Source organism: Desulfobulbaceae bacterium DB1 (assembly GCA_001914235.1).
Lineage (GTDB): Bacteria > Desulfobacterota > Desulfobulbia > Desulfobulbales > SURF-16 > DB1.
In genome coordinates this window covers 26,889-46,860 of the sequence record MQUF01000008.1, presented here as the reverse complement: position 1 = coordinate 46,860, position 19,972 = coordinate 26,889, and the positions used below count along the sequence as shown (strand labels likewise).

The 19,972-nt window shown below is 56.3% G+C and carries 17 protein-coding genes; 6 read left to right on the top strand and 11 right to left on the bottom strand.

Annotation, left to right across the window (positions count from 1 at the left end; translation table 11 throughout):
* Positions 1-21 precede the first annotated feature (21 nt).
* The gene (locus BM485_09335) at positions 22-558 is read right to left on the bottom strand and encodes a hypothetical protein (GenBank protein ID OKY75171.1); all 537 of its coding nucleotides are present in this window, start codon (positions 556-558) and stop codon (positions 22-24) included.
* Positions 559-560: 2 nt separating this feature from the next.
* The gene (locus BM485_09330; GenBank protein OKY75170.1) at positions 561-2,120 is read right to left on the bottom strand and encodes a sodium-dependent transporter; all 1,560 of its coding nucleotides are present in this window, start codon (positions 2,118-2,120) and stop codon (positions 561-563) included.
* A 299-nt stretch (positions 2,121-2,419) separates the two neighbouring features.
* Between BM485_09330 and BM485_09325 the strand changes: the two genes are divergently transcribed.
* A complete protein-coding gene (locus BM485_09325; protein OKY75169.1) occupies positions 2,420-3,424 on the top strand; it encodes an oxidoreductase in 1,005 nt (334 codons plus the stop codon).
* Between the two features lie 59 nt (positions 3,425-3,483).
* A complete protein-coding gene (locus BM485_09320) occupies positions 3,484-4,350 on the top strand; it encodes a hypothetical protein (GenBank protein ID OKY75168.1) in 867 nt (288 codons plus the stop codon).
* Here BM485_09320 and BM485_09315 read toward each other — a convergent pair.
* Positions 4,347-5,378 (bottom strand): hypothetical protein, encoded by a 1,032-nt coding sequence (locus tag BM485_09315; GenBank protein ID OKY75167.1) that lies wholly within the window; start codon positions 5,376-5,378, stop codon positions 4,347-4,349. The two genes, BM485_09320 and BM485_09315, sit on opposite strands and share 4 nt — an antisense overlap.
* Positions 5,379-5,518: 140 nt before the next feature.
* Between BM485_09315 and BM485_09310 the strand changes: the two genes are divergently transcribed.
* A complete protein-coding gene (locus tag BM485_09310; GenBank protein ID OKY75166.1) occupies positions 5,519-6,190 on the top strand; it encodes a hypothetical protein in 672 nt (223 codons plus the stop codon).
* 20 nt (positions 6,191-6,210) lie between these two features.
* Here the strand turns inward: BM485_09310 and BM485_09305 are convergent, their stop codons facing one another.
* The gene (locus tag BM485_09305; GenBank protein OKY75165.1) at positions 6,211-7,863 is read right to left on the bottom strand and encodes a phosphoglucomutase, alpha-D-glucose phosphate-specific; all 1,653 of its coding nucleotides are present in this window, start codon (positions 7,861-7,863) and stop codon (positions 6,211-6,213) included.
* 315 nt (positions 7,864-8,178) lie between these two features.
* Here BM485_09305 and BM485_09300 point away from each other — a divergent pair, with 315 nt between their 5' ends.
* From BM485_09300 to BM485_09290, 3 genes are read left to right on the top strand one after another with little or no spacing between them, the layout of a single operon-like run.
* Entirely contained in the window at positions 8,179-8,604 is a 426-nt protein-coding gene (locus BM485_09300; protein ID OKY75164.1) for a (Fe-S)-binding protein, read from the top strand.
* Entirely contained in the window at positions 8,601-10,349 is a 1,749-nt protein-coding gene (locus BM485_09295; protein ID OKY75163.1) for an aldehyde ferredoxin oxidoreductase, read from the top strand. Before BM485_09300 ends, BM485_09295 begins: the two co-directional genes overlap by 4 nt.
* A complete protein-coding gene (locus BM485_09290) occupies positions 10,346-12,430 on the top strand; it encodes a glycogen debranching enzyme GlgX (protein OKY75162.1) in 2,085 nt (694 codons plus the stop codon). Before BM485_09295 ends, BM485_09290 begins: the two co-directional genes overlap by 4 nt.
* A 3-nt stretch (positions 12,431-12,433) precedes the next feature.
* Here the strand turns inward: BM485_09290 and BM485_09285 are convergent, their stop codons facing one another.
* The 7 genes from BM485_09285 to BM485_09255 all read right to left on the bottom strand — a co-directional run bounded on the left by BM485_09285 (position 12,434) and on the right by BM485_09255 (position 19,959).
* Positions 12,434-13,441: a hypothetical protein gene (locus BM485_09285; GenBank protein OKY75161.1), complete on the bottom strand. Its 1,008-nt coding sequence runs from the start codon at positions 13,439-13,441 to the stop codon at positions 12,434-12,436.
* On the bottom strand, positions 13,441-14,133 hold the full coding sequence (locus BM485_09280; protein ID OKY75160.1) for an ABC transporter permease: 693 nt from the start codon (positions 14,131-14,133) through the stop codon (positions 13,441-13,443). Before BM485_09280 ends, BM485_09285 begins: the two co-directional genes overlap by 1 nt.
* A gap of 173 nt (positions 14,134-14,306) precedes the next feature.
* The gene (locus BM485_09275; GenBank protein OKY75159.1) at positions 14,307-14,582 is read right to left on the bottom strand and encodes an AsnC family transcriptional regulator; all 276 of its coding nucleotides are present in this window, start codon (positions 14,580-14,582) and stop codon (positions 14,307-14,309) included.
* Between the two features lie 64 nt (positions 14,583-14,646).
* Complete coding sequence (locus tag BM485_09270) at positions 14,647-16,137, bottom strand: ATP-binding protein (GenBank protein ID OKY75158.1); 1,491 nt, start codon at positions 16,135-16,137, stop codon at positions 14,647-14,649.
* A gap of 131 nt (positions 16,138-16,268) precedes the next feature.
* Positions 16,269-17,048 carry a hypothetical protein gene (locus tag BM485_09265; GenBank protein ID OKY75157.1) on the bottom strand — a complete coding sequence of 260 codons (780 nt, stop codon included), beginning with the start codon at positions 17,046-17,048 and terminating at the stop codon, positions 16,269-16,271.
* A gap of 17 nt (positions 17,049-17,065) precedes the next feature.
* A complete protein-coding gene (locus BM485_09260) occupies positions 17,066-18,247 on the bottom strand; it encodes a glucan 1,3-beta-glucosidase (GenBank protein OKY75156.1) in 1,182 nt (393 codons plus the stop codon).
* A 23-nt stretch (positions 18,248-18,270) separates the two neighbouring features.
* Positions 18,271-19,959 carry an ABC transporter gene (locus tag BM485_09255; protein ID OKY75155.1) on the bottom strand — a complete coding sequence of 563 codons (1,689 nt, stop codon included), beginning with the start codon at positions 19,957-19,959 and terminating at the stop codon, positions 18,271-18,273.
* Positions 19,960-19,972 lie beyond the last annotated feature (13 nt).

Here is a 19,972-nt window from a genome sequence, read left to right as displayed (position 1 = left end):
TCAAACACCTGACACGACCTGTCACGCGGCAAAATAGCGCATGGATTTGGTCAAGAGATCCCGCAGAAGATTTCCGAGCAGGTCGCGGATCGGCGCATCTTGTGAAACCGGTCCGTCAAGGATGTTGGTCAAAAAACCTTCTCTCAGACGGGGAAAGGAGGAAAGAACCTCGCTTCCGCCCTGCCCGGCGTCAGCCTGGAAAAATTCCCGGTAACCGGAAAACCGCTCGACAAACACATCGGTTATGGTTTCGCCCAGGGAATTGATGGAGTCATCATCAAGATCCTCCTCCCGGCCGGCGACAATCCTGTCGATTATGGCGACGATAACGGATCGGTTGAAATTTTCAATATCGGCGGTGGAAGGTGACGAAGTGCTGCGCAGATAACAGGTGGTCACCCAGAAGGCGCAGAAGACATCAAATTCATTGGCCTTGACGCCACACCCGGTATGGCTTGCGCCCTTGAGAAAATCGGTCAACCGTTCGGAGGTGACACGGTAAAGGGCAAAAAGCTTCTCGCAGACAGCAACAGGTTCGGTTGACACGCGTGCTCCCATAATCAAACTAAAAGTTGATCTTCCTGGACATGATGCTTTTTCTTTAATGTCTCCGGCTTCCAGGGATAAAAGGTGAAACAGACGGCAACAACAATGGTCAGAAGCAGCCAGCCGACCCCGAAGAGGATCAGCGCATCAGCCGAATAGCCGCCATAGGCCTTGCCCATTTCGCCCATAAAGGCCTGGGCGATAATGACGATAAGAACAAAGGGCGTGAAATAGCGCACGCACAAATCCCACAACAGGGGCAGGCGCACGCCCCCCGCCCGGTTGACATGCTCCCGCGCCGTGCGTGCTTTCAGCAGCCAGCCGACCAGATAACACTCGAAAATCCCCCCCATGATCAACCCGTAATTGGTGATGAAATGGTCGGTGATGTCAAGAATAAGCATCCCGGCCCGGGTGGTAAAAATAATACTGCCCAAAAACCCAAGCAGACAAATGACGCTAACCGTGATCTTCCGCGTCCAGGAAAATTTATCCGTTATGGCGCAGGTCAGGGCCTCGACCAAAGAGATACCGGATGAAAGGCCGGCAACGATGAGCACGAAAAAGAAAATAACGCCGAAAATCGACTGGCCGAAAGGAAGCTGGCGTATCGCTTCAGGATAGACAACAAAGGCAAGCTGCGGCCCCCCCTTGATCACCTCGCTGAAGCCAACCCCCTTGACATGGGCCATGAACCCGACAATGCCGAACACGGCAAATCCGGCGATAAAAGAATAGGTGCAGTTAATCACTGCTGTCCAGACGGCATTGCCGACAATATCCGTTTTTTTCGGCAAATAGCTGGCATAGGTGATCATAATGCCGAAGCCGAGCGACAGGGTGAAGAATATCTGGCCGAATGCCGCGGTCCAGACCGACCAGACATCCGGATCATCAAAATTTTTAAAAATATTAATTTTATCCCAGTCAGCGGAAAGATAGAAATTGCGAATACCGTCGATTGCCCCGTCAAGGGTGAGGGTCCAGCCGACAAGAATAAATGTCAGCAAAAAAAGAATCGGCATGAAAATGGTGCACGCCTTTTCAATACCGTGATTGACCTCGCGGTAACAGATAATCCAGCAAAGAAACCAGACGACAAAGGTTGAGGAAAGGATGGGAATTCTGATGCCGCCGAGATGGAACGGGGAATCCGAGAGCTGCAGGAAGGAGTTGAAGAAAAAAGCCTGCGGATCGGCTCCCCAGGCAAGGTTGAAGGAAAAGAAGAAGTAATTGATGCACCAGCCGATTATCACGGCATAATAGAGCATGATGCCGAACAGGGCGACCGTCGGCATCCACCAGCCGGCCCATTCCCATTTGGAAGATACCCGGGTAAAAGCCAGCGGAGAAGAGCCTTTTTCCCGATGACCTAATGCATATTCCAGGATCATCAGCGGAATACCGGCCAGCAGCAGGGCGCAGAGGTACGGAATCAGAAAGGCGCCGCCGCCATGCTCAAACGTCATGTAACTGAAACGCCATATGTTGCCGAGTCCGATGGCCGAGCCGATAGCGGCGAGCAAAAAACCCAATTTGCTGCCCCAAAGGGCCCGTTGCGCTGAATCAGTCATTTTTTGTCAACCTCACTGCATAGGGCCTTTGAAAGAACCATTCCACATCCAACTATTCCGTTACAGACCGTTACGCCGTTCACCCTATTGTGATGTTGTCGTTGTTTTGGCAAGGGCGTGTGCGTGCCGATTCATGTCATGCGCCTTCTTTTCCCGGCAGAAAGGCTCATTTTATCAGTAAAAGCCACTCTAAATGAAAATAAATCTTTGTCAATAAAGTATGGAATCAGGTAAGATGTTTTGAAAGTACATCTTAACCGTATTGTTTTACTAAGAAAAGAGGTAAAAATTCGATAGCCATGTCCCGGGAAATTTTTCATGCCCTTGTTGCCAGGGAAGAACCTGATAATGTTTTCACCAGGAGAATCGAAGAGCGAAAAATCTCAGATCTTCCTGACCACGACGTGCTGATCAAGGTTCATTTCTCTTCGCTTAATTACAAAGACGCCCTGTCCGCTTCCGGCAACAAAGGTGTTACCAGGCGCTATCCGCACACCCCCGGTATCGACGCGGCCGGAACGGTTGTTGCGAGCAGGTCCGATCGGGTAAAACCGGGTGATGACGTCATCGTCACAAGTTTTGACCTCGGCACCAAGATCCCCGGCGGGTTTGGTCAGTACATCCGCGTGCCGGCTGAATGGATCGTCCCGTTGCCGGAAGGGTTAAGCCTTTTTGAGGCCATGGTTTTCGGAACGGCTGGTTTCACCGCGGCCCAGTCGGTATTGAAGATCGTTGAGCACGGCGTGCAGACGAAAGACGGGAAAATCCTGGTCAGCGGCGCAACCGGAGGCGTGGGAAGCATCTCGGTGGCCATCCTGGCCAAACTGGGCTACGAGGTTGCAGCGGTAACCGGCAAGAGCGAGGAACATGATCTGCTGCGGCGACTCGGCGCACGTCACATCCTCTCCCGCCAGGAAGCGACCGACACCACCAATCGTCTTCTGTTGCGGGAAAAATGGGCGGCATCCATCGATACCGTGGGAGGCGAGATCCTTGCCACGACCATCAAGTCCACCCGATATGGAGGAATCGTTACCTGCTGCGGCAATGTCGCCTCACCTGCCCTGCCGACATCCGTTTATCCCTTTATCCTCCGTGGGGTGACCTTGAGCGGAATAGACTCAGCCACATGCCCTTTTCCCATTCGTTGCAACGTCTGGTCGAAACTGGCCGGAGAATGGAAACTCAATCTGCCGCGCGAAGCCGTCAAGGTTGTCGGCTTGGAGCTTTTAGACAAAGAAATAGAAAGCATACTTCGAGGAAAAACAGCGGGAAGAATCGTCGTCCGGCTGCAGGAGGGCTGATTGCGCCTTCCACACCTCATGAAAGAAAACAATAAACCGCCCGACCACGGCGTTTCGGCATGAAGAATATGGAAGCTGAAAAAAAATACATTCACGATATCGACAAACTGATACCCCGGCCCGATATAGCCCTGGATGTCCTGCAACTGGCCCATGACGAACAGGGAAATATTCAGGAAATGGCAAAAAAAATCGAAATGGACCCGAGCCTTACCGCCAATATGCTGCGGCTTGCCAACTCGGCCTATTTCGGCCACATGCGGGAAATTACCTCGGTGAAGGAGATCATCATCCGCCTCGGCCTGGAAACAGTGAAAATGATCGCCATTACCGGGGCATCGGTCGGTTTGATGAAATCGCCGCAGCAGGCCTACAACCTGGAACCGGGATCCCTCTGGCAGCACAGCCATGCCACCGCGGTGCTTTCCTCCGTAATCGCCAAATATGCCGATATTGAAGATTCGAGCAGTATCTATACCGCCTCCCTGCTGCATGATATCGGCAAGGTAATCTTAAACAGACCGTTACAGCTGGCCATCAGCAACAATAAAAATCTGGGGAGGAAATTCCGCACCTTAATCGAGCTTGAGATGTACCTGCTCGGCACAGATCATGCCAAGGTCGGCATGGCGCTTCTCCGGAAATGGGGCCTTCCCGAGGACATTTACCTGCCGGTGGGCTTTCATCATTTCCAGAAACACGCCAAGGAAGAACAGTTGCTTCATGTCAAGATCGTCAGCCTGGCCAATTTCCTGGTGGAAAGTATCGGCATCCGTTCACTGATGCCCGACGCCTTTAATTTCGATGTCCAGGAGTTCATCGACCAGAATCAGGAATTGCCTGATGTGCCGAATTTCCAGGAGAACATGGAGAAAATCATCAACAAATTCTTTTATCAATACAACGAAACAACAAAACTGACTTAAGATTGAAAAGCCGTCGGCTCCTGCAAATCAGTGCGCCGGAGCAGGGACACCCGGTTGCCGCCTTCCCGCTTTGCCAGATGAAGGGCTTTGTCGGCCAGGGAGAAAAAATCCTCATAATTTTTGCTTTCATCATGGCTGTTTGCCGCAAGCCCGATGCTGATGGAAATCTGCCGGCTGAAGTTGCCGTCCTTAAAAACAAACTGACTCATCTGGGAATGAATATCCCTGGCGATAATTTCCCCTTCCCGGCAGTCGGCATCCGGCAGCAGCACGCCGAATTCATCGCCGCCGATGCGGCCGCAGATATCGGTATTGCGCAACTTTTCCACCAGAATCTCGGAACCCTCCCTGAGCAGATAATCGCCGAATTTCCGACCGCAGGAAAAGTTGATTTCCTTGAACTTGTCGATGGCGATGATCATCAGCACCAGTCCGCTGCCGCGGCGTTCCGCCAAACGAAATTCCCGGCCGAGCACCTCAATGAAATGACGACGGTTGATGAGTCCGGTCAGGTCATCCTTGATCTCAAGTTCGCTGAGTTTGTTCAACATTTTTTTGCAGTCCGTGATATCCCGGCAGACCACAAGACATTGCCAGACAAAACCGAACTCGTCTTTGATGGGATAGGCGGAAATTGAATACCATCGTCCGCCCAGTCGTGGTTCTTGCCTTTCCAGATGAAAAGGTTTTCCCGAATGAAACACCTTACAGGCCGGGCAGTGCGAGACAGGATTGTCCTGGCCGTGGAAAAGATGAAAACATTTTTTTCCGAGCAACTCGTCCTCGTAACCCAGGATGTTGCTGGTTGCCTTGTTGGCCCTGACAATGTTGAATTCCCGATCGATGATATACAAAAGATCATCAAGGACGTTAAACGTTTCCTGCCAGAGACGAAACGGATCAAGATAGCGCCCCAGGCTTTTCGGCGTATTCCCGCCGTTTGCGCCGGATTCAAGCTCCTCTATCCTCCTGCGCAGCTTGACGACGTCTTCGGCCAATTCTTCGCGTGATTTATTACAATATTGCATGACAGCTTGTCCCCTTCCCTGAAAGCTGTTAAGAATAACCTAAAAGAACAACTGACGGCAGCAACCATGACTGTCAGAATTATTGCAAAATAAAACAACCTGTTGGAAAATTCCAGCAATAAATTTCTATTCTTATCTGCATGAAACAAAAAAGAGAATGCCGGAGATGCGGAACCTGCTGCAAAAAAGGCGGCCCTGCTCTCCATGAAGAAGACAAAGTCCTGATCGACAACGGAACAATTTCCCTGCACAACCTGGTGACTGTCAGGCGGGGAGAACCCGCGTTTCACCCCCGCCGGCATGAGGCGGAACCCGTCGGGCACGAGTTTGTCAAGGTCGGCGGTAAAAAGGGAAGCTGGGAATGTATTTTTTATGACGCAGCACATTCGGCCTGCGTCATTCACCAAAACAGGCCGCTGGAATGCCGGCTGCTGGAGTGCTGGGATACGGCGGCAATAGAAAAAATCACGGGCAAGAACTGCCTGGAACGTTTTGATATTCTGCCTGACAACAGTCCCATCAAAGACATCATTGTTCTGCACGAAGAGGTCTGTTCGGCATGGAGGGCGTGCACGCTGCTCAATGAACTTCCGGCGGGCATGCCGCAGCAGGAAATCCAGGAACAGCTGAGCGGCATGATGCGGCAGGACCTGGAAATACGGGACAGCGCCGTTGTCCGGTTCCGGCTCAGTCTGCAGGAAGAACTGTTTTATTTCGGACGTCCGCTCTTTCAGGTTCTGCATCATGCACATCTGCATGTGCACTTTCACGGCGGGACACTCCATCTGGAAATAATCCCGCCCCGGAGCTGACGGCGCGCCGCAGGCCGGGGTTACGCGCCGGCCCCGGCAAAGGAGGCGGCGACGATTGCCTGCGCTTCCCGCTGGATCTGCTTCAGATGATCCTTTCCCTTGAAACTCTCGGTGTAGATTTTATAGATATCCTCGGTGCCGGATGGCCTGGCGGCGAACCAGCCGTTTTCCGTCACCACCTTGAGCCCGCCGATGGCGGCATCGTTGCCCGGTGCCCGGGTCAGTTTGGCGAGAACCGGTTCACCGGCCAGACTGAGAGCCTCCACATCATCCGGAGAAAGATTGGACAAAACCTCCTTCTGTTTTGCCGACGCCTGGGCTTCCAGTCGCTCATAAACCGGGGAACCATGCTTTTGCTCAAGTTCCTGATAATGGTATCCGGGGTCCTTGCCCGTCACCGCGGTGATTTCAGCGGCCAGCAACGCCATGATAATGCCGTCCTTGTCCGTGGTCCACACCGTCCCGTCTTTGCGCAGAAAAGTGGCACCGGCGCTTTCCTCGCCGCCGAAACCATACTCTCCGTCGAAAAGTCCCTGCACAAACCATTTGAAGCCAACCGGCACCTCTTTCACCACCCGCTTGATGCCCGCGGCAACCCGATCGATCATGGAGCTTGACACCAGGGTCTTGCCCACCGCCAGGTCGGCTTTCCAGCCGGGTCGATGGGTATAAAGATAGTTGATTGCCACCGCCAGATAGTGATTGGGATTGAGCAGGCCGAAATGACGGGTAACAATGCCGTGCCGGTCATAATCCGGATCATTGGCCACCGCGATATCAAAACGGTCCTTCAGGGCAATGAGGGAGGCCATGGCGTAGGGAGAAGAACAGTCCATGCGGATCTTGCCGTCCTTGTCAAGGGTCATGAAGGAAAAAGACGGATCGACCCGATTATTGACGACCTCAATATCGAGCCCGAAGGTTGCGGCGATCACGGGCCAGAAGGCAATGCCGGAACCGCCCAGCGGATCAACTCCGATTTTGATGCCGGCGCGCCGGATCGCCTCCATGTCAAGGACATTGGCCAGATCATCGACGTAGGGCTGGACATAATCGATGGCCTGCGCCAGGGGCGAGGCCAGGGCCTGTTCAACGGCAAGACGCTTTACCCCCGTCAGTCCGTCAGCCAGCAACTCATTGGCCCTTTTTTCAATGATTTTGGTCACGTCGCTGTCGGCCGGGCCGCCGTGGGGAGGATTATATTTGAATCCCCCGTCTTCCGGCGGGTTATGCGAAGGAGTGATCACCACCCCGTCGGCCGGGGCGTCGGGGTGCTGCCTGTTCCAGCAGAGAATGGCATGGGAAATCACCGGAGTCGGGGTGTATCCCCTGCCCTGCTGGTAGCGGATTTCGATGCCGTTGGCGACAAAGACCTCAACGGCCGTGGCAAAGGCGGGTTCGGACAGGGCGTGGGTGTCCATGCCGACAAAAAGCGGTCCGTTTATCTTTTTCTCCCGGCGATACCCGGCAATGGCCTGGGCAATGGCCAGAATATGACTTTCATTGAAACTTTTTTTCAAGGAGCTGCCGCGATGCCCCGAGGTGCCGAAGCTCACCTGCTGGCCGTCTTGACCGGCATCGGGGCAATATTGATAATACGCGGCAACTAGCCGAGGGATATTGCATAAATTTTCCTGCAAGGCGGGTTTTCCCGCCCTTGGGTGAAGTGCCATGGATTCCTCCTGTGGATATCAATTACGGCAGGCAAACTTGTCTGGATCTCTTTCCTACAGCCTGCAATACCTGCTTGCAAAAGTCAATAGAATTGACAACAATATCAAGAAGAAAGACAGGATGAACAGCACGGCGGGAAACTCGCGAATAATAACTTTCTTGCAATAAAACCATTATTGCCGCTCTGCCGCTATGATGTTTTGATTATTTATGGTATCTTTTTGAAAGAAGTTCGGCATAAACAAACCGCAATCATCCGCCCATGCATCACGGCATGTGACTGCCGCCTAAAAAAAATAACGGGAAGCCGAAAGATGAAAATATTGACGACTCCGCGCATGGAACGGTGCATTGGCTGCCATTCCTGTTCCCTGGCCTGCGCCAGACTTGTCCACAAGAAAATTTCCTGGCAAACGGCGGGAATCCGGATTCACTCCTCCGGCGGCCTGTCAACCGGGTTCATCGCCAAACACTGTCTTGCCTGCAATCCCGCTCCCTGTGCCGCCGCCTGCCCCACCGGCGCTTTTTCCCAACGCAAGGGAGGCGGTATCGTGGTCAAAAAAAAGCTCTGTATTCATTGCGGGCAATGTGCTCCCGCCTGTCCGGTTGACGCCGTCTTCATCGACAGCAACGGCGAACCCTATGTCTGTATTCACTGCGGTCGCTGCACGGCCTTTTGTCCCCATGACTGCCTTGAAATGAAAGAAATCACCCCAGCCGAAGAGGAGGAAGCGTCATGATCAGAAACCATTTCCGGGTTATGGTTGTCGACCTTTCGGAAAACCGCGGCAAGGTGGTCATTGTCGAAGGACGCGACAGCGAAATCGGCGGCAGCGGTCTGGCCGCCTCTCTTTTCGGCAAATTCGGCAAAGCCGACAGGCCCTGGAACGACGTGGAGCAGCCGATTATTTTCGCCATCGGTCCCTTAACCGGCTATTTCCCCCTGATGAGCAAAACGGTCTGCGCCTTCAAATCCCCCTATCACAACCAGTACACCGAGAGTCATGCCGGCGGGCGCACCGCCTATGCCATGCGTTTTGCCGATTTGGACGCCCTGGTCATCATCGGCCGGGCCGCTGCCCCGTCGTGCATTTCCGTCGGTTCCCGGCATCTGGAAATCAAAAAAGTCGATTTCATGTGGGGCATGGATGTGGCGGAAAGCGGCAAGCTGCTGCGCCGCATGTTCACCGGTTCCGGACACCGCAGCATCATGCGCATCGGTCCGGCCGGAGAAAACGGCGCCGCCATGGCCTGCATCAACGCCGACACCTACCGTCATTTCGGCCGACACGGCGGCGGCGCCGCCATGGGAGCAAAAAACCTGAAGGCCATCGTCATCCAGGGTGATGCCATCTTCCCCGCGCCGGAAGGCAAGAAATATCCGGCTCTTTTCCAGGAGGTTCATACTCAGCTCACCTCCACCGACATGATGAAAAAATATCACAACCTGGGTACCCCGGCCAATCTCAAACCATTGAACAAAATCGAGTCGCTGCCCTGGCGCAATCTGCAGGCCACCTCCGACCCCGCCATAAACGGCATTACCGGCGAGGCCTTCGCCGATAACGCCCTGCTGCGCAACAGCGCCTGCGCCGGCTGCCCGGTGGGTTGCATCCACATCGGTTTTGTCCGGGAAAAATTCATGGAGGACAACCGCTACCTGTACCGCCAGGTGGCCTATGATTACGAGCCCATCTTCTCCTGCGGTTCCATGCTGGGGGTAACCGACACCTTTTCCGTTCTCTCCATCATGGATGAAATGGAAAAAACCGGGCTTGATGTCATGTCCGGCGGCGTCGCCCTTGCCTGGGCCACCGAGGCCTCTGAAAAGGGTTTGATCAGCGAAAAGGAAACCATCCTGCCGCTCAGATTCGGCGCTGCGGAACAGTATAAAAAGGCGGCCGGATTCCTCGGTCGCGGCGCCAATGATTTCTACCGTCTCCTGGCCCAGGGCACCGGCAGGGCGGCGGAACATTACGGCGGCGGAGATTTCGCCTGCGTTCTCGGGCAGGAGATGGCGGGCTATGCCACCGGCGAGGTTTTTTTTGCCGCCCAGTCCCTGAGCTTCAGACACTCCCATCTTGACACCGCCGGATACACCTATGACCAGCAGCATGAAGATCGGGACGTTGAGGATGCGGTCAATTTCCTGATGGAAGACGAGTTGGGCCGCATCGGCCTGAACTGTATGGTGGCCTGCCTCTTTGCCAGGGGAGTCTATACCAACGAGCTTGTGGCGCGATGCCTTGACTCGGTCGGTTATGCCGGTCTTGCCGCCGGTCTCGACCAGGCAACCCGCCATGTCCGGCAACTGCGCTGGCGCACCCGTTTCAGCACCGGCTACGATATTGATTCCGTCATTATCCCGAAACGTTTTTTCAAAATCACGACCTGGAAGGGCCCCATTGACGGAGCCTATCTTGACGCCCTGAAAAAAAGTTATGCTGAACGGATCGTCGCCCTGGCCGCCATGGAAAACCAATGAAAACATATCCGCTCAAACGGGGACGTCGTTATCCTCCCGGCGCGTCATACGACGGCAAAGGAACCAATTTCTGCCTCTTTTCCCGCTATGCCGAGGCAATGGAGCTGCTTCTTTACGCTGATCCATTCAGCACCAAGCCCTTTCAGGTGGTGTCCCTTGACCGCCAGAACAACCAGACATTTTTTTTCTGGCATGTCTATGTTGAGGATCTTCCTCCCGGCACCTGGTATACCTGGAGGGCCGACGGGCTGCGGGACACCGCTGTTTCCGGCAACTGTTTCAATCCGGAGAAAGAGCTGATCGATCCTTGGGCCCGGGTGGTGACGGATAATCTGTGGAAACGGAGCAAGGCGTGCCAGCCGGGGCCAAGCAACGGCCGCAGCATGAGGGCCATGGTTCTTGACCGGCGGGAGTATGACTGGGAAGGCGACAGGCCGCTGCGGCATCGGCCGGAAGACACCATTCTCTACGAACTGCATGTGGGCGGTTTCACAAAGCACCATTCCGCGGGTGTCGCGCATCCCGGCACTTACGCCGGTCTCATCGAAAAAATACCGTATCTCAAAGAGTTGGGAATCACCGCGGTTGAGCTGCTGCCGGTGATGGCCTTTGACGAACAGGATATACCGGAAGGCGCGCGAAGGCTCGGACTCAAGAATTACTGGGGCTACAGCACCCACAGCTTTTTCAGCCCCCATCCCCATTTTTGCGTGAATCCTTATTCCGGGGGACACATCGAAGAATTCAAGGACATGGTCAAGGCGCTGCACAAGGCGGATATCGCCGTGGTTCTCGATGTGGTGTTCAATCACACCGCCGAGGGCGGGACAAACGGCCCCCTGATCAACTTCAAGGGCCTGGCCAATAACGCCTTTTACCATCTTGAACCCCATGACCGCAGCATCTATCGCGATTATTCCGGCTGCGGCAATACGGTGAACTGCAACCACCCCCTGGTTTCGCGATTTATTGTCGAATGTCTCGAATACTGGGTGCGGGAAATGCACATCGACGGCTTCCGTTTTGATCTGGCAAGCATTCTGGGCCGGGGCATGGATGGGCAACCCGACCAATTCGCCCCGGTGATCTGGAGCATCGAGCTTTCCGGTGTGCTGGCCGGCACCGGACTGATCGCCGAGGCATGGGACGCGGGCGGACTTTACCAGGTCGGCGGTTTTCCCGGGTTCCGCTGGGCGGAATGGAACGGCAGGTATCGTGACGTCACCCGTCAATTCGTCAGAGGAGACCAGGGGCTGACCGGCGAAATGGCCACCCGCTTCTGCGGCAGCAGCGACCTGTATGAACCCTCGGGCCGGCTGCCCATCAACAGCATCAACTTCGTCACCTGTCATGACGGGTTTACCCTGTGGGATCTGGTCAGCTATAACAAAAAGCACAACGAAGCCAACGGCGAAAAAAACCGCGACGGCTGCAACAACAGCCTGAGCTGGAACTGCGGCCATGAAGGAGAAACAAAAGACGAGGCCATCCTCGCCCTGCGCCGGCAGCAGGCCAAAAACTTCATGGCGATTCTGCTGCTCAGCCATGGATTGCCGATGCTGCTTGCCGGAGACGAGGTGCTGCGCAGTCAACAGGGCAACAACAACTGCTATTGCCAGGACAACGAACTTGGCTGGTTTGACTGGACCCTGACAAAAAAGAATGAGGACATGCTGCGCTTTGTCCGGGAAATGATCGCCTTTCGCAAACGACACCGCTCTCTCATGCGCCGCCGCTTTGTCACGGGATTGAAAAACCCGGATGACCGCGTGCCGGATATTATTTGGCACGGCAGAAAGGTCAATGAACCGCCCTGGCATGATCCGGAGGCCACCCTGCTGGCCCTGACCCTGGCCGGTTCGGACGACCAGGAAGAAGACCTGCACATCATCTTCAACATGGGAGGGAAAGCGGTGAAGGTGGAGCTGCCGGAAATCGAAGCGCGCACGTGGTACAGGGCAATTGACACGGCGGCGCCGAGCCCCGATGATATCAGGCAAGCCCCGGCGCAGAAAGCGGTCGGGCAACAAGTCTGCACGGTGCAGGCGCGCAGCGTGGTGGTGCTGGAAGGCCGGGGGTAGGAATCAAAGCCAGATCACATCGGCCGGGTCAAACGATACCAGCACCCTTTGCCCCGGCAGCCATTGTTTTGCGACAAGAAATTCTTTTTCCGCGCTGACGGCAAGAGAGAGTTCCCCGCATTTGATCTGCAGGCGAATCCCCCCGTTTGTCGACTCCTGAAAAATCGCTGCGATTCTGCCGGACACCATGTTTTCCGTCACCCCACCCTCTGCACCGTCAAAAAGGGTTATGCGGTCGGGGGGGATCAGACAACTGTCGGAAATCCCCGGAGCTGAGAGATGAAGCAGTTGGCCGTCAGCCAGCCGCTTGCCGTATTTGCCGCCGGGAAAACCCTCCCAGGGGCCGTACAAAATATTTTCGTCCCCGTATTCCAACATCCTGCCGTTATGAAGAAAGAGGATGCGGTCACAGATATCGCTCAGCCAGGAGCGATTGTGACTGGCAATAACAAGGGTCGTCCCCCTTTCCCGACGCGCCATGACGATCGCCTGCCGTATCCTTTCCGCGCTCTGCACATCAACGCTTGCCGTCGGCTCATCAAGCAGCAGACAATCCGGTTTCAGGGCGAGCCGCGCCGCCAGGGCCACCCGTTGGGCCTCGCCGCCTGAAAGCTCAAACCAGTGTCGCATTGCAAAGGAGGCGGGAAGCCCGACCAGCTCAAGGGCGGACTCAACCTCGTGCCGTATATTTTTCTCACCCCGCAATCTGAGTCCGTAAGCAATGTTGTCAAAAACCGACCGCTTCAGCAAATAGGGCTCCTGGCACAGCAACGAGACACGGAAACGAACCTGGTCGCTGAAGGGCACCGCGTTCTTGCCGTGAAACAGCACGGTGCCGGTGCCGCTTTTTTCAACAAAGCCGAGGATTTTCAACAAGGTGGACTTGCCGCTGCCGTTTGGGCCGGCAAGTCCGACGATTGCGCCCTGTTCAATCTCCAGATGCGGAATATGCAGAATCGGCCGGCCGTTGTAGGCATAAGCGACATTGGACAACTCGATGATATGTGTCATCACACGCCTCGCCGTCGCAGAAACGACAGGGTGAAATTGACCCCAAAAGCCATGAGCAGCAGCACGAGACCCAGGGCGATGCCCATGGCGAACTGCCCCTTGTTTGTTTCCAGGGCAATGGCGGTTGTGATGGTGCGGGTGTGCCATTTGATATTGCCGCCCACCATCATGGAAATGCCGACCTCGGTCAGCACCCGGCCAAGGGCGGTAACAGCGGCGACAAGAATACCGAATCGCGCTTCCCGCAAACTGGAGAAAAAAACCTGCCCGGCCGATGCGCCGAGAGAGATAAGGGTCACCCGCAATGAGCGGTCGAGACTTTCAACCGCGTTGGCGGTAAGAGCAATGACAACCGGCAAGGCGAGTATTGCCTGACCGATGGCGATCCCCTCCAGGCTAAAAAGCAGTCCCATTTCACCGAATGGGCCGCGGGAGGAAAGAAAGGCATACACCAGCAGGCCGATAAAGACAGTGGGCAGGGCAAGGAGGGTGTCAACCAGGAGACGAACGACGTTGCGGCCGGGAAAGGCAAAAAAACCGAGCAGGTAACCCAGGGGGATGCCTGCCGCAAGGCTCGCCGTCATGGACCAGAAAGACGCCCTGATGGTTGCAGCTACGGCGGAGTAAGTTTCGGCATCTCCCTGCAGAAGAAGCTGCAATGCCTTGATGAACCCTTGTAGTATAAAATCCATTTATTTCCTGATTCGTTTTTTTTGCACCGGCCTTTATCGACAACGTAACCGGAATCAACACGAAATAGCAGATTCGCCTCGGCATGACAAGATTCTTTTTTTTGCGGCCTGTTCACCCTCTCCTTGGTGAAGTGAGTTGTCGCGGCCTCTTTGCCGCAGGCCGTTAAAGCGCGTTACATTCCAACAGTGAACATTGCCTCCAGGTCATGGCGAGAATAGGCTTTAAAGGCGAGCAATGTTTCTGTTTTCAAAATGAAACTGATACCCAGCAATTTGTTGGTAACAAGATGCGCCAGGTCTTCATTGGATGGGACCCTGGCGATGGCGATAATGTCATATTTGCCGCTGACGGAATACGCCTCTGAAATTCCGTCGATTTCCGCCAATTTTTCCGCGACTTCGTTGATTTTTGTTCTTTCCGCCTTTATGAGAATAATGGAAGTTACCATGTGTGCTCCTTATAGATATTTTATTTTTGTTTGAAATTTGGAACCAGAGAACCGCGGCCGGACACTAACGGCGACGCGATCCGCCTAATATGCCGCCCAGCACGCCGCGCAATATCTGACGGCCGATCTGGCTGCCGATGGTTCGCACGGTCTGTTTGGCCAAGGTTTCCACCATGCCCTGGCGACGACTGGTGCCCCACAGCAAGTCGCCGATCATCCCTCGGCCTCCGGACGACTTTTCCGCCTCGGCCTGTTTCGCCCCCGCCTCGGCGGTTTCCTTTTCCATGGCCCGGCGGTTCAGGATCTCGTAAGCAGATTCGCGGTTCACCGGCGCGTCATACTTGCCGCCCAGCGGACTCCGCGCCCGCACCGCCATTCGTTCTTCCGGCGTAATCGCCCCTATCCGGGAACGCGGCGGACAGATGAGCGTCTGCTCCACCGGCATCGGCACGCCTTTTGCCTGAAGGGTGGAAACCAGCGCCTCGCCGACACCCAGTTGGGAAATGACCTCGCTGACCTTGAGTTTCGGGTTGGCGACAAAGGTTTCCGCCGCTGTTTTCACCGCCTTTTGGTCACGGGGGGTGTAAGCCCGCAGCGCATGCTGGATGCGGTTGCCGAGCTGTCCCAGGATTTCGTTCGGCACGTCATCAGGGAATTGCGAACAGAAATAGACCCCGACGCCCTTTGAGCGGATAAGCCGAACCACCTGTTCCACCCGCCGGCGCAACATCGGCGGGGCGTCATCAAAGAGCAGGTGGGCCTCATCAAAGAAGAACACCAGTCTGGGCTTGTCAAGGTCGCCCACCTCGGGCAGATTCTCGAAGAGCTCCGACAGCAACCACAAAAGAAAGCTTGCGTACAATCGCGGTTTCAGAATCAGCTGGTCGGCGGCAAGGATGTTGATGATGCCGCGACCGCTGAGGTCGGTACGCAGCAAGTCGTTGATATCCAGGGCGGGCTCGCCGAAGAAGTCCTTGCCGCCTTCCCGTTCCAGCGACAGCAGGGCGCGCTGCACGGCGGACACGGATTGCGTGCTTACCAGGCCATATTGCGTCGACACCTCCTGACGATTGTCGGCGATGAAAGCGAGCAGGGCGCGCAGGTCGTCGAGGTCAAGCAACAGCAACCCCTGATCGTCCGCCAGCTTGAAGGCAATCTCCAGCATCCCGGCCTGGGTCTCATTGACCTCAAGGATCCGGCCGAGCAGGCTCGGGCCGATTTCGCTGATCGTGGTGCGGACGGGATGGCCGGCCTTGCCGAACACGTCCCAGGATATCACAGGGTTCGCCTCATTGACGTACCCTTCAATACCGATTTGGGCAACACGCTGCCGGATCCTCTCATTGGTGACACCGGCCAGCGCCAAGCCGGAGACATCACCTTTGACGTCAGCCATGAACACCGGCACACCCAAACGCGAAAAGCCCTCAGCCAAGACCTGCAAAGAAATAGTCTTGCCGGTGCCGGTGGCTCCGGCGATCAGCCCATGGCGGTTGCCGTATCCGGCAAGCAAATGAACGGGCTGCTCGCCCTTGCCGATAAGTATCTGGTTCATGCACGCCCTCCTGTGTGACGATAAAAAATTCCGTTTCGTCCGGGTTTAATCCACTCGTAAAAAAGTGTCCATTTTTATCTTGCCGCCTCATTTCAGGAAAGATCCTTTTCAGGGACGGTAAATCGCATCGTTTACGCCTTCCAGCCGAGCACGGCCGTGACGGGGTAATGGTCCGACGGGAAGAGGTTCCCGTCGCGTGCATGGTCGATCCACGCGTCCAGCACCCGGAAATGGCCGGAGACCAGGATCCAGTCGATGGGCGCCATCGCCTCAGCCCGGCCAAAGGCGTGAAAGGTGGCTTCATTTTCCGCGTCCGGATGGACCTGCCGGAAGGCGTCAATCAGCGCGCCGGCACCGGTCAGCAGGCTGTAGGCGTTGGAATCCTTGGTGGCATTGAAGTCACCGGTGACGATGAGCGGCGTCTCCCGCCGGATCCGGTCGAGCCATTGCCGCAGGCAGCGGGCGTCGCCCTCGATGGCCGTCGGTTCGTAATCGAAATGGGTGTTGACATAGGTCAGTACCGCACCGGTGGACCGGCAGGCGAGTCTGGCCCAGCTCACCGTACGGGGATAGACGCTGCCCCAGCTCTTGCTGCCCGGAACCTCCGGGGTCTCGCTCAGCCAGAAGCACCCCGTGTCGAGCAGCCGGAAGGCCGACCGGCGAAACAGAAGCGGCGCCATCTCCAGCGCCGTATCTCCGGGACCTTGCCGATGGATGCCGAGGAAATGATAGTCCGGCAGATTCTCACGGACGAAATCGGCCTGGCTGTCGTCACGGCACTCCTGGAGTCCGAGCAGATCAGGGCCAAAGGCATGGATTCTGGCAAGGGCCAGGGACTTGCGGTTGTTCCAGTGATTTTCCCCATCATTGGCCAGGCCATAGCGGATATTGAAACTCATTACCTTGATCATGGCGCGTTTTCCGTCGCTCAAACCGCCTGATTCCCGGCCCGTTGCAGGGCGGCGCGTATGCCGGTGAACTGCTCCGGCCTGCCCGGATCGGGGAAAAAACCCTGTTCCACGCAGTCCCGATAGCTCCACTCCGGGGTGGTTTCGGTGCGGTAAGTCCAGAAGAACCAGCCGGCGTATTTTTCAAAGGTCAGCAGTTGGGCGGCGGCGTAGCCGCGGTAGGCCGCCGACATCTGGAACTCGTCCATTGCCTCCAGGGCATGGTTGAAGGGCCCCTCCGCCCAAAGGGAAACCACCTTCAGATTCAGCCCCAGGCTCCATTCGCCGCAATAAACCTGATAGCCCGACTCACGGATAATCTCGTCCGCCTCCTTGCGCCATTCCACGGCGCTCTTCCTGATATGGCCATAGATGTCCATGTCGATGTCGTTTCGTACAAAGCATTGATAGCGATGGATATCAATGGCCACGTTGCGGAACTCCGGCTCCTGGAGAAACCCCGCATACTCCCGGAAGCTGCGGAAACCGTCGTGGAAAACCACCGTCACCCGCTCGGCCGGGCAGTGGCGGCGGATGCGGTGATAGGCGTCGGCGGTAAAACGCTTCAGCAGATCGGTAGGGATATCCCAGCGCGGCTCGTTGAGCGCCTCGATGCCGTGCAGCGCCGGATGATCGGCGTAGCGCTCGGCCAGACGCTCCAGCACATCCAGGGTGTGGGCGATGTACTCCTCGCTGGTATGCCACTCGCAGACACCCATCATGCCGCCGTTATCGAAACCGTTCTGGCAGCCCGGCGCGGCATGCAGGTCAAGAACCACCCGCAGGCCGAGCTCCCCGGCCCACTGGAAGACCTTGTCGACAATGGCAGGCCCCCCCTCCACAAAGGGATAACGCACCTCCCCGTAGCGGCGATGATAGGGGTAGTCCTTGCCGAACAGCCAGTGGCCCACCGGCAGGCGCACGGCATTGATGCCGGCACGCTTGAGCCAGGCGAAGTCGTCGCGGGTGATAAATGTGTTCCAGTGCCGGTGCAGGCGCCGCGTCGCCTCGGCCTCGCCCAGCTCGACGCAGTAGGAGGTCTCGTCAGTGGCCTTCAGCCCGGCGAACAAACTGGGAGTGATCCACTTTTCCAGCACCAGCCAGCCGCCGAGATTAACACCGCGAAGTTTGCCGCCGCTTTCGTGAACCGTTGGGGTCGTCATGGAAGGTCTCCTGAAGTAGAAAGTTACAGTTCCAAACGGCGCGAAAAGAACGCGGCGCCGTTGGGCATGTGGGTAATGGCGAGCAGGGTGGCATCGGGGAGCTGTTCACAGATCAGGCGCAGCATCCGTTCCTCGTCCATGGGATCCAGGGAGTCGAAGGCCTCCTGCAGGAATATCCACTGGGGACGGTTGAGCAGCAGACGCACCATGCCCAATCGTTGCTGCTCCCCCCGGGCCAGGGTATGAACCCAGTTTTCTTTTTGATCGAGCTGATCGATGAGGTTTTCAAGGCCCGCCAAACGCAGCGCCTCCTCAATTTGTTCCTGGGAAAAGACCCGGCGGGAGGATGGGTAGCAGATGGCGTTGCGCAGGGTGCCGGTGGGCAGATGCGGCCGGGGCGGCATGAAAAAGAGGCGGCCCTGGCTGGGGAGTTCGATGACCCCGCTGCCCCAGGGCCGTATCCTGGCAATGGCGCGGAACAGCTTTGCCCCGGTGTAGGCATTGCCGGTGATCAGGACATGTTCGCCCTTGCCGATCTCCATGTTGATTTCCTTGGTCAATACCGGCCCGTCGTATTTGGCGATACGGAGATTGCGGAAGGCCAGGATCGGCCGATCAACGCATTTCACCTGGATCCAGTGGTCCGGTTTGGCAAGTTCCGCGTCCACATCATCCATCGCCTTCAACAAACTTAAAATACGTTCCACCGAGGCACGCCATTCGGCGATCTCGCCCGCGTTGTTGACCGGCCAGGAAAGGGAGGAGACCATATGCTGGAAGGCCTGGGCCGACTGCATCAGTGCGCCCAGGGAGATTTTCCCCAGGATATAGCGGGGAGCGGAAATCAGGATCGGAAAGGCCATGTTCAGCTTGCCGTAACCACTGCCGAACATCAGGATGTTTCGCCATGCCGCGCTTTGCGCGTCCCATACCACCCGAATTTTGTTAAACAGCTCACGAAATTGCTGCCGCTCATAGGCATTGGCATGGATCAGGGCGATGGCCTGGCTGTTTTCCCGCGCCTCCAGCAAACTGGCGCGGAAGTCCGCCTCCGCCGACTGCCTTGCATTGGTGGCGCCGGTCAGGGGCCGACTCACCCGCCAGCCCAGCCAGGAGGCAAGCGCCGAGTAAATGATGGCGATCCAGACCAGATGGCCGTAGATGGGAATCCGGGCAAATCCCAGGTCGAGGGTCACCACCCCGGAGTGGGACCATAGCACCTCGGTAAAGCTGATCAGCAGCAGAATGCTGTAAAACAGCGAATGACACAAAACGACCGCCGATTCACAGGCCACCCGGCAATCCTCGGCGATGCGGCCATCCGGGTTGTCGTGTTCGCCCGGCATATGGGAGATCAGGTAGTGGCGGCCGTCCTTCATCCAGCGGGAGCAGACATACTCGGTGAGCCAGTCGCGCCAGGAGATCTGCAGATTTCGCTTGATAACCAGGTGCGATCCGGTCACCGCCATGCCGGCGACAAAAAGGATCGCCAGCATGCCGATCTGGATCATGAGATCGCGCATCGAGTGCTGCTCCAGGGCGTCAAACAAATCCGCGCTCCACTGCGTCAGCAGCACCGCCATGGCGTTTTGCATGAGGGTGAGAAGCGCCAGCAGGAAAACGGTGACCCGCACCTTCAGCTTTTGCTTCGAGCACCAGAACTGCTTGGTCAACCGAAGAAATTCGACAAAAAAAGAGCGGGATTCAGACATATGGGTTCAGGAC

Bases quoted from the DNA above. Each gene is read 5' to 3' on its own strand.
- BM485_09335 (OKY75171.1), bottom strand. From the start codon at position 558: ATGGGAGCACGCGTGTCAACCGAACCTGTTGCTGTCTGCGAGAAGCTT.
- BM485_09330 (OKY75170.1), bottom strand. From the start codon at position 2,120: ATGACTGATTCAGCGCAACGGGCCCTTTGGGGCAGCAAATTGGGTTTT.
- BM485_09325 (OKY75169.1), top strand. From the start codon at position 2,420: ATGTCCCGGGAAATTTTTCATGCCCTTGTTGCCAGGGAAGAACCTGAT.
- BM485_09320 (OKY75168.1), top strand. From the start codon at position 3,484: ATGAAGAATATGGAAGCTGAAAAAAAATACATTCACGATATCGACAAA.
- BM485_09315 (OKY75167.1), bottom strand. From the start codon at position 5,378: ATGCAATATTGTAATAAATCACGCGAAGAATTGGCCGAAGACGTCGTC.
- BM485_09310 (OKY75166.1), top strand. From the start codon at position 5,519: ATGAAACAAAAAAGAGAATGCCGGAGATGCGGAACCTGCTGCAAAAAA.
- BM485_09305 (OKY75165.1), bottom strand. From the start codon at position 7,863: ATGGCACTTCACCCAAGGGCGGGAAAACCCGCCTTGCAGGAAAATTTA.
- BM485_09300 (OKY75164.1), top strand. From the start codon at position 8,179: ATGAAAATATTGACGACTCCGCGCATGGAACGGTGCATTGGCTGCCAT.
- BM485_09295 (OKY75163.1), top strand. From the start codon at position 8,601: ATGATCAGAAACCATTTCCGGGTTATGGTTGTCGACCTTTCGGAAAAC.
- BM485_09290 (OKY75162.1), top strand. From the start codon at position 10,346: ATGAAAACATATCCGCTCAAACGGGGACGTCGTTATCCTCCCGGCGCG.
- BM485_09285 (OKY75161.1), bottom strand. From the start codon at position 13,441: ATGACACATATCATCGAGTTGTCCAATGTCGCTTATGCCTACAACGGC.
- BM485_09280 (OKY75160.1), bottom strand. From the start codon at position 14,133: ATGGATTTTATACTACAAGGGTTCATCAAGGCATTGCAGCTTCTTCTG.
- BM485_09275 (OKY75159.1), bottom strand. From the start codon at position 14,582: ATGGTAACTTCCATTATTCTCATAAAGGCGGAAAGAACAAAAATCAAC.
- BM485_09270 (OKY75158.1), bottom strand. From the start codon at position 16,137: ATGAACCAGATACTTATCGGCAAGGGCGAGCAGCCCGTTCATTTGCTT.
- BM485_09265 (OKY75157.1), bottom strand. From the start codon at position 17,048: ATGATCAAGGTAATGAGTTTCAATATCCGCTATGGCCTGGCCAATGAT.
- BM485_09260 (OKY75156.1), bottom strand. From the start codon at position 18,247: ATGACGACCCCAACGGTTCACGAAAGCGGCGGCAAACTTCGCGGTGTT.
- BM485_09255 (OKY75155.1), bottom strand. From the start codon at position 19,959: ATGTCTGAATCCCGCTCTTTTTTTGTCGAATTTCTTCGGTTGACCAAG.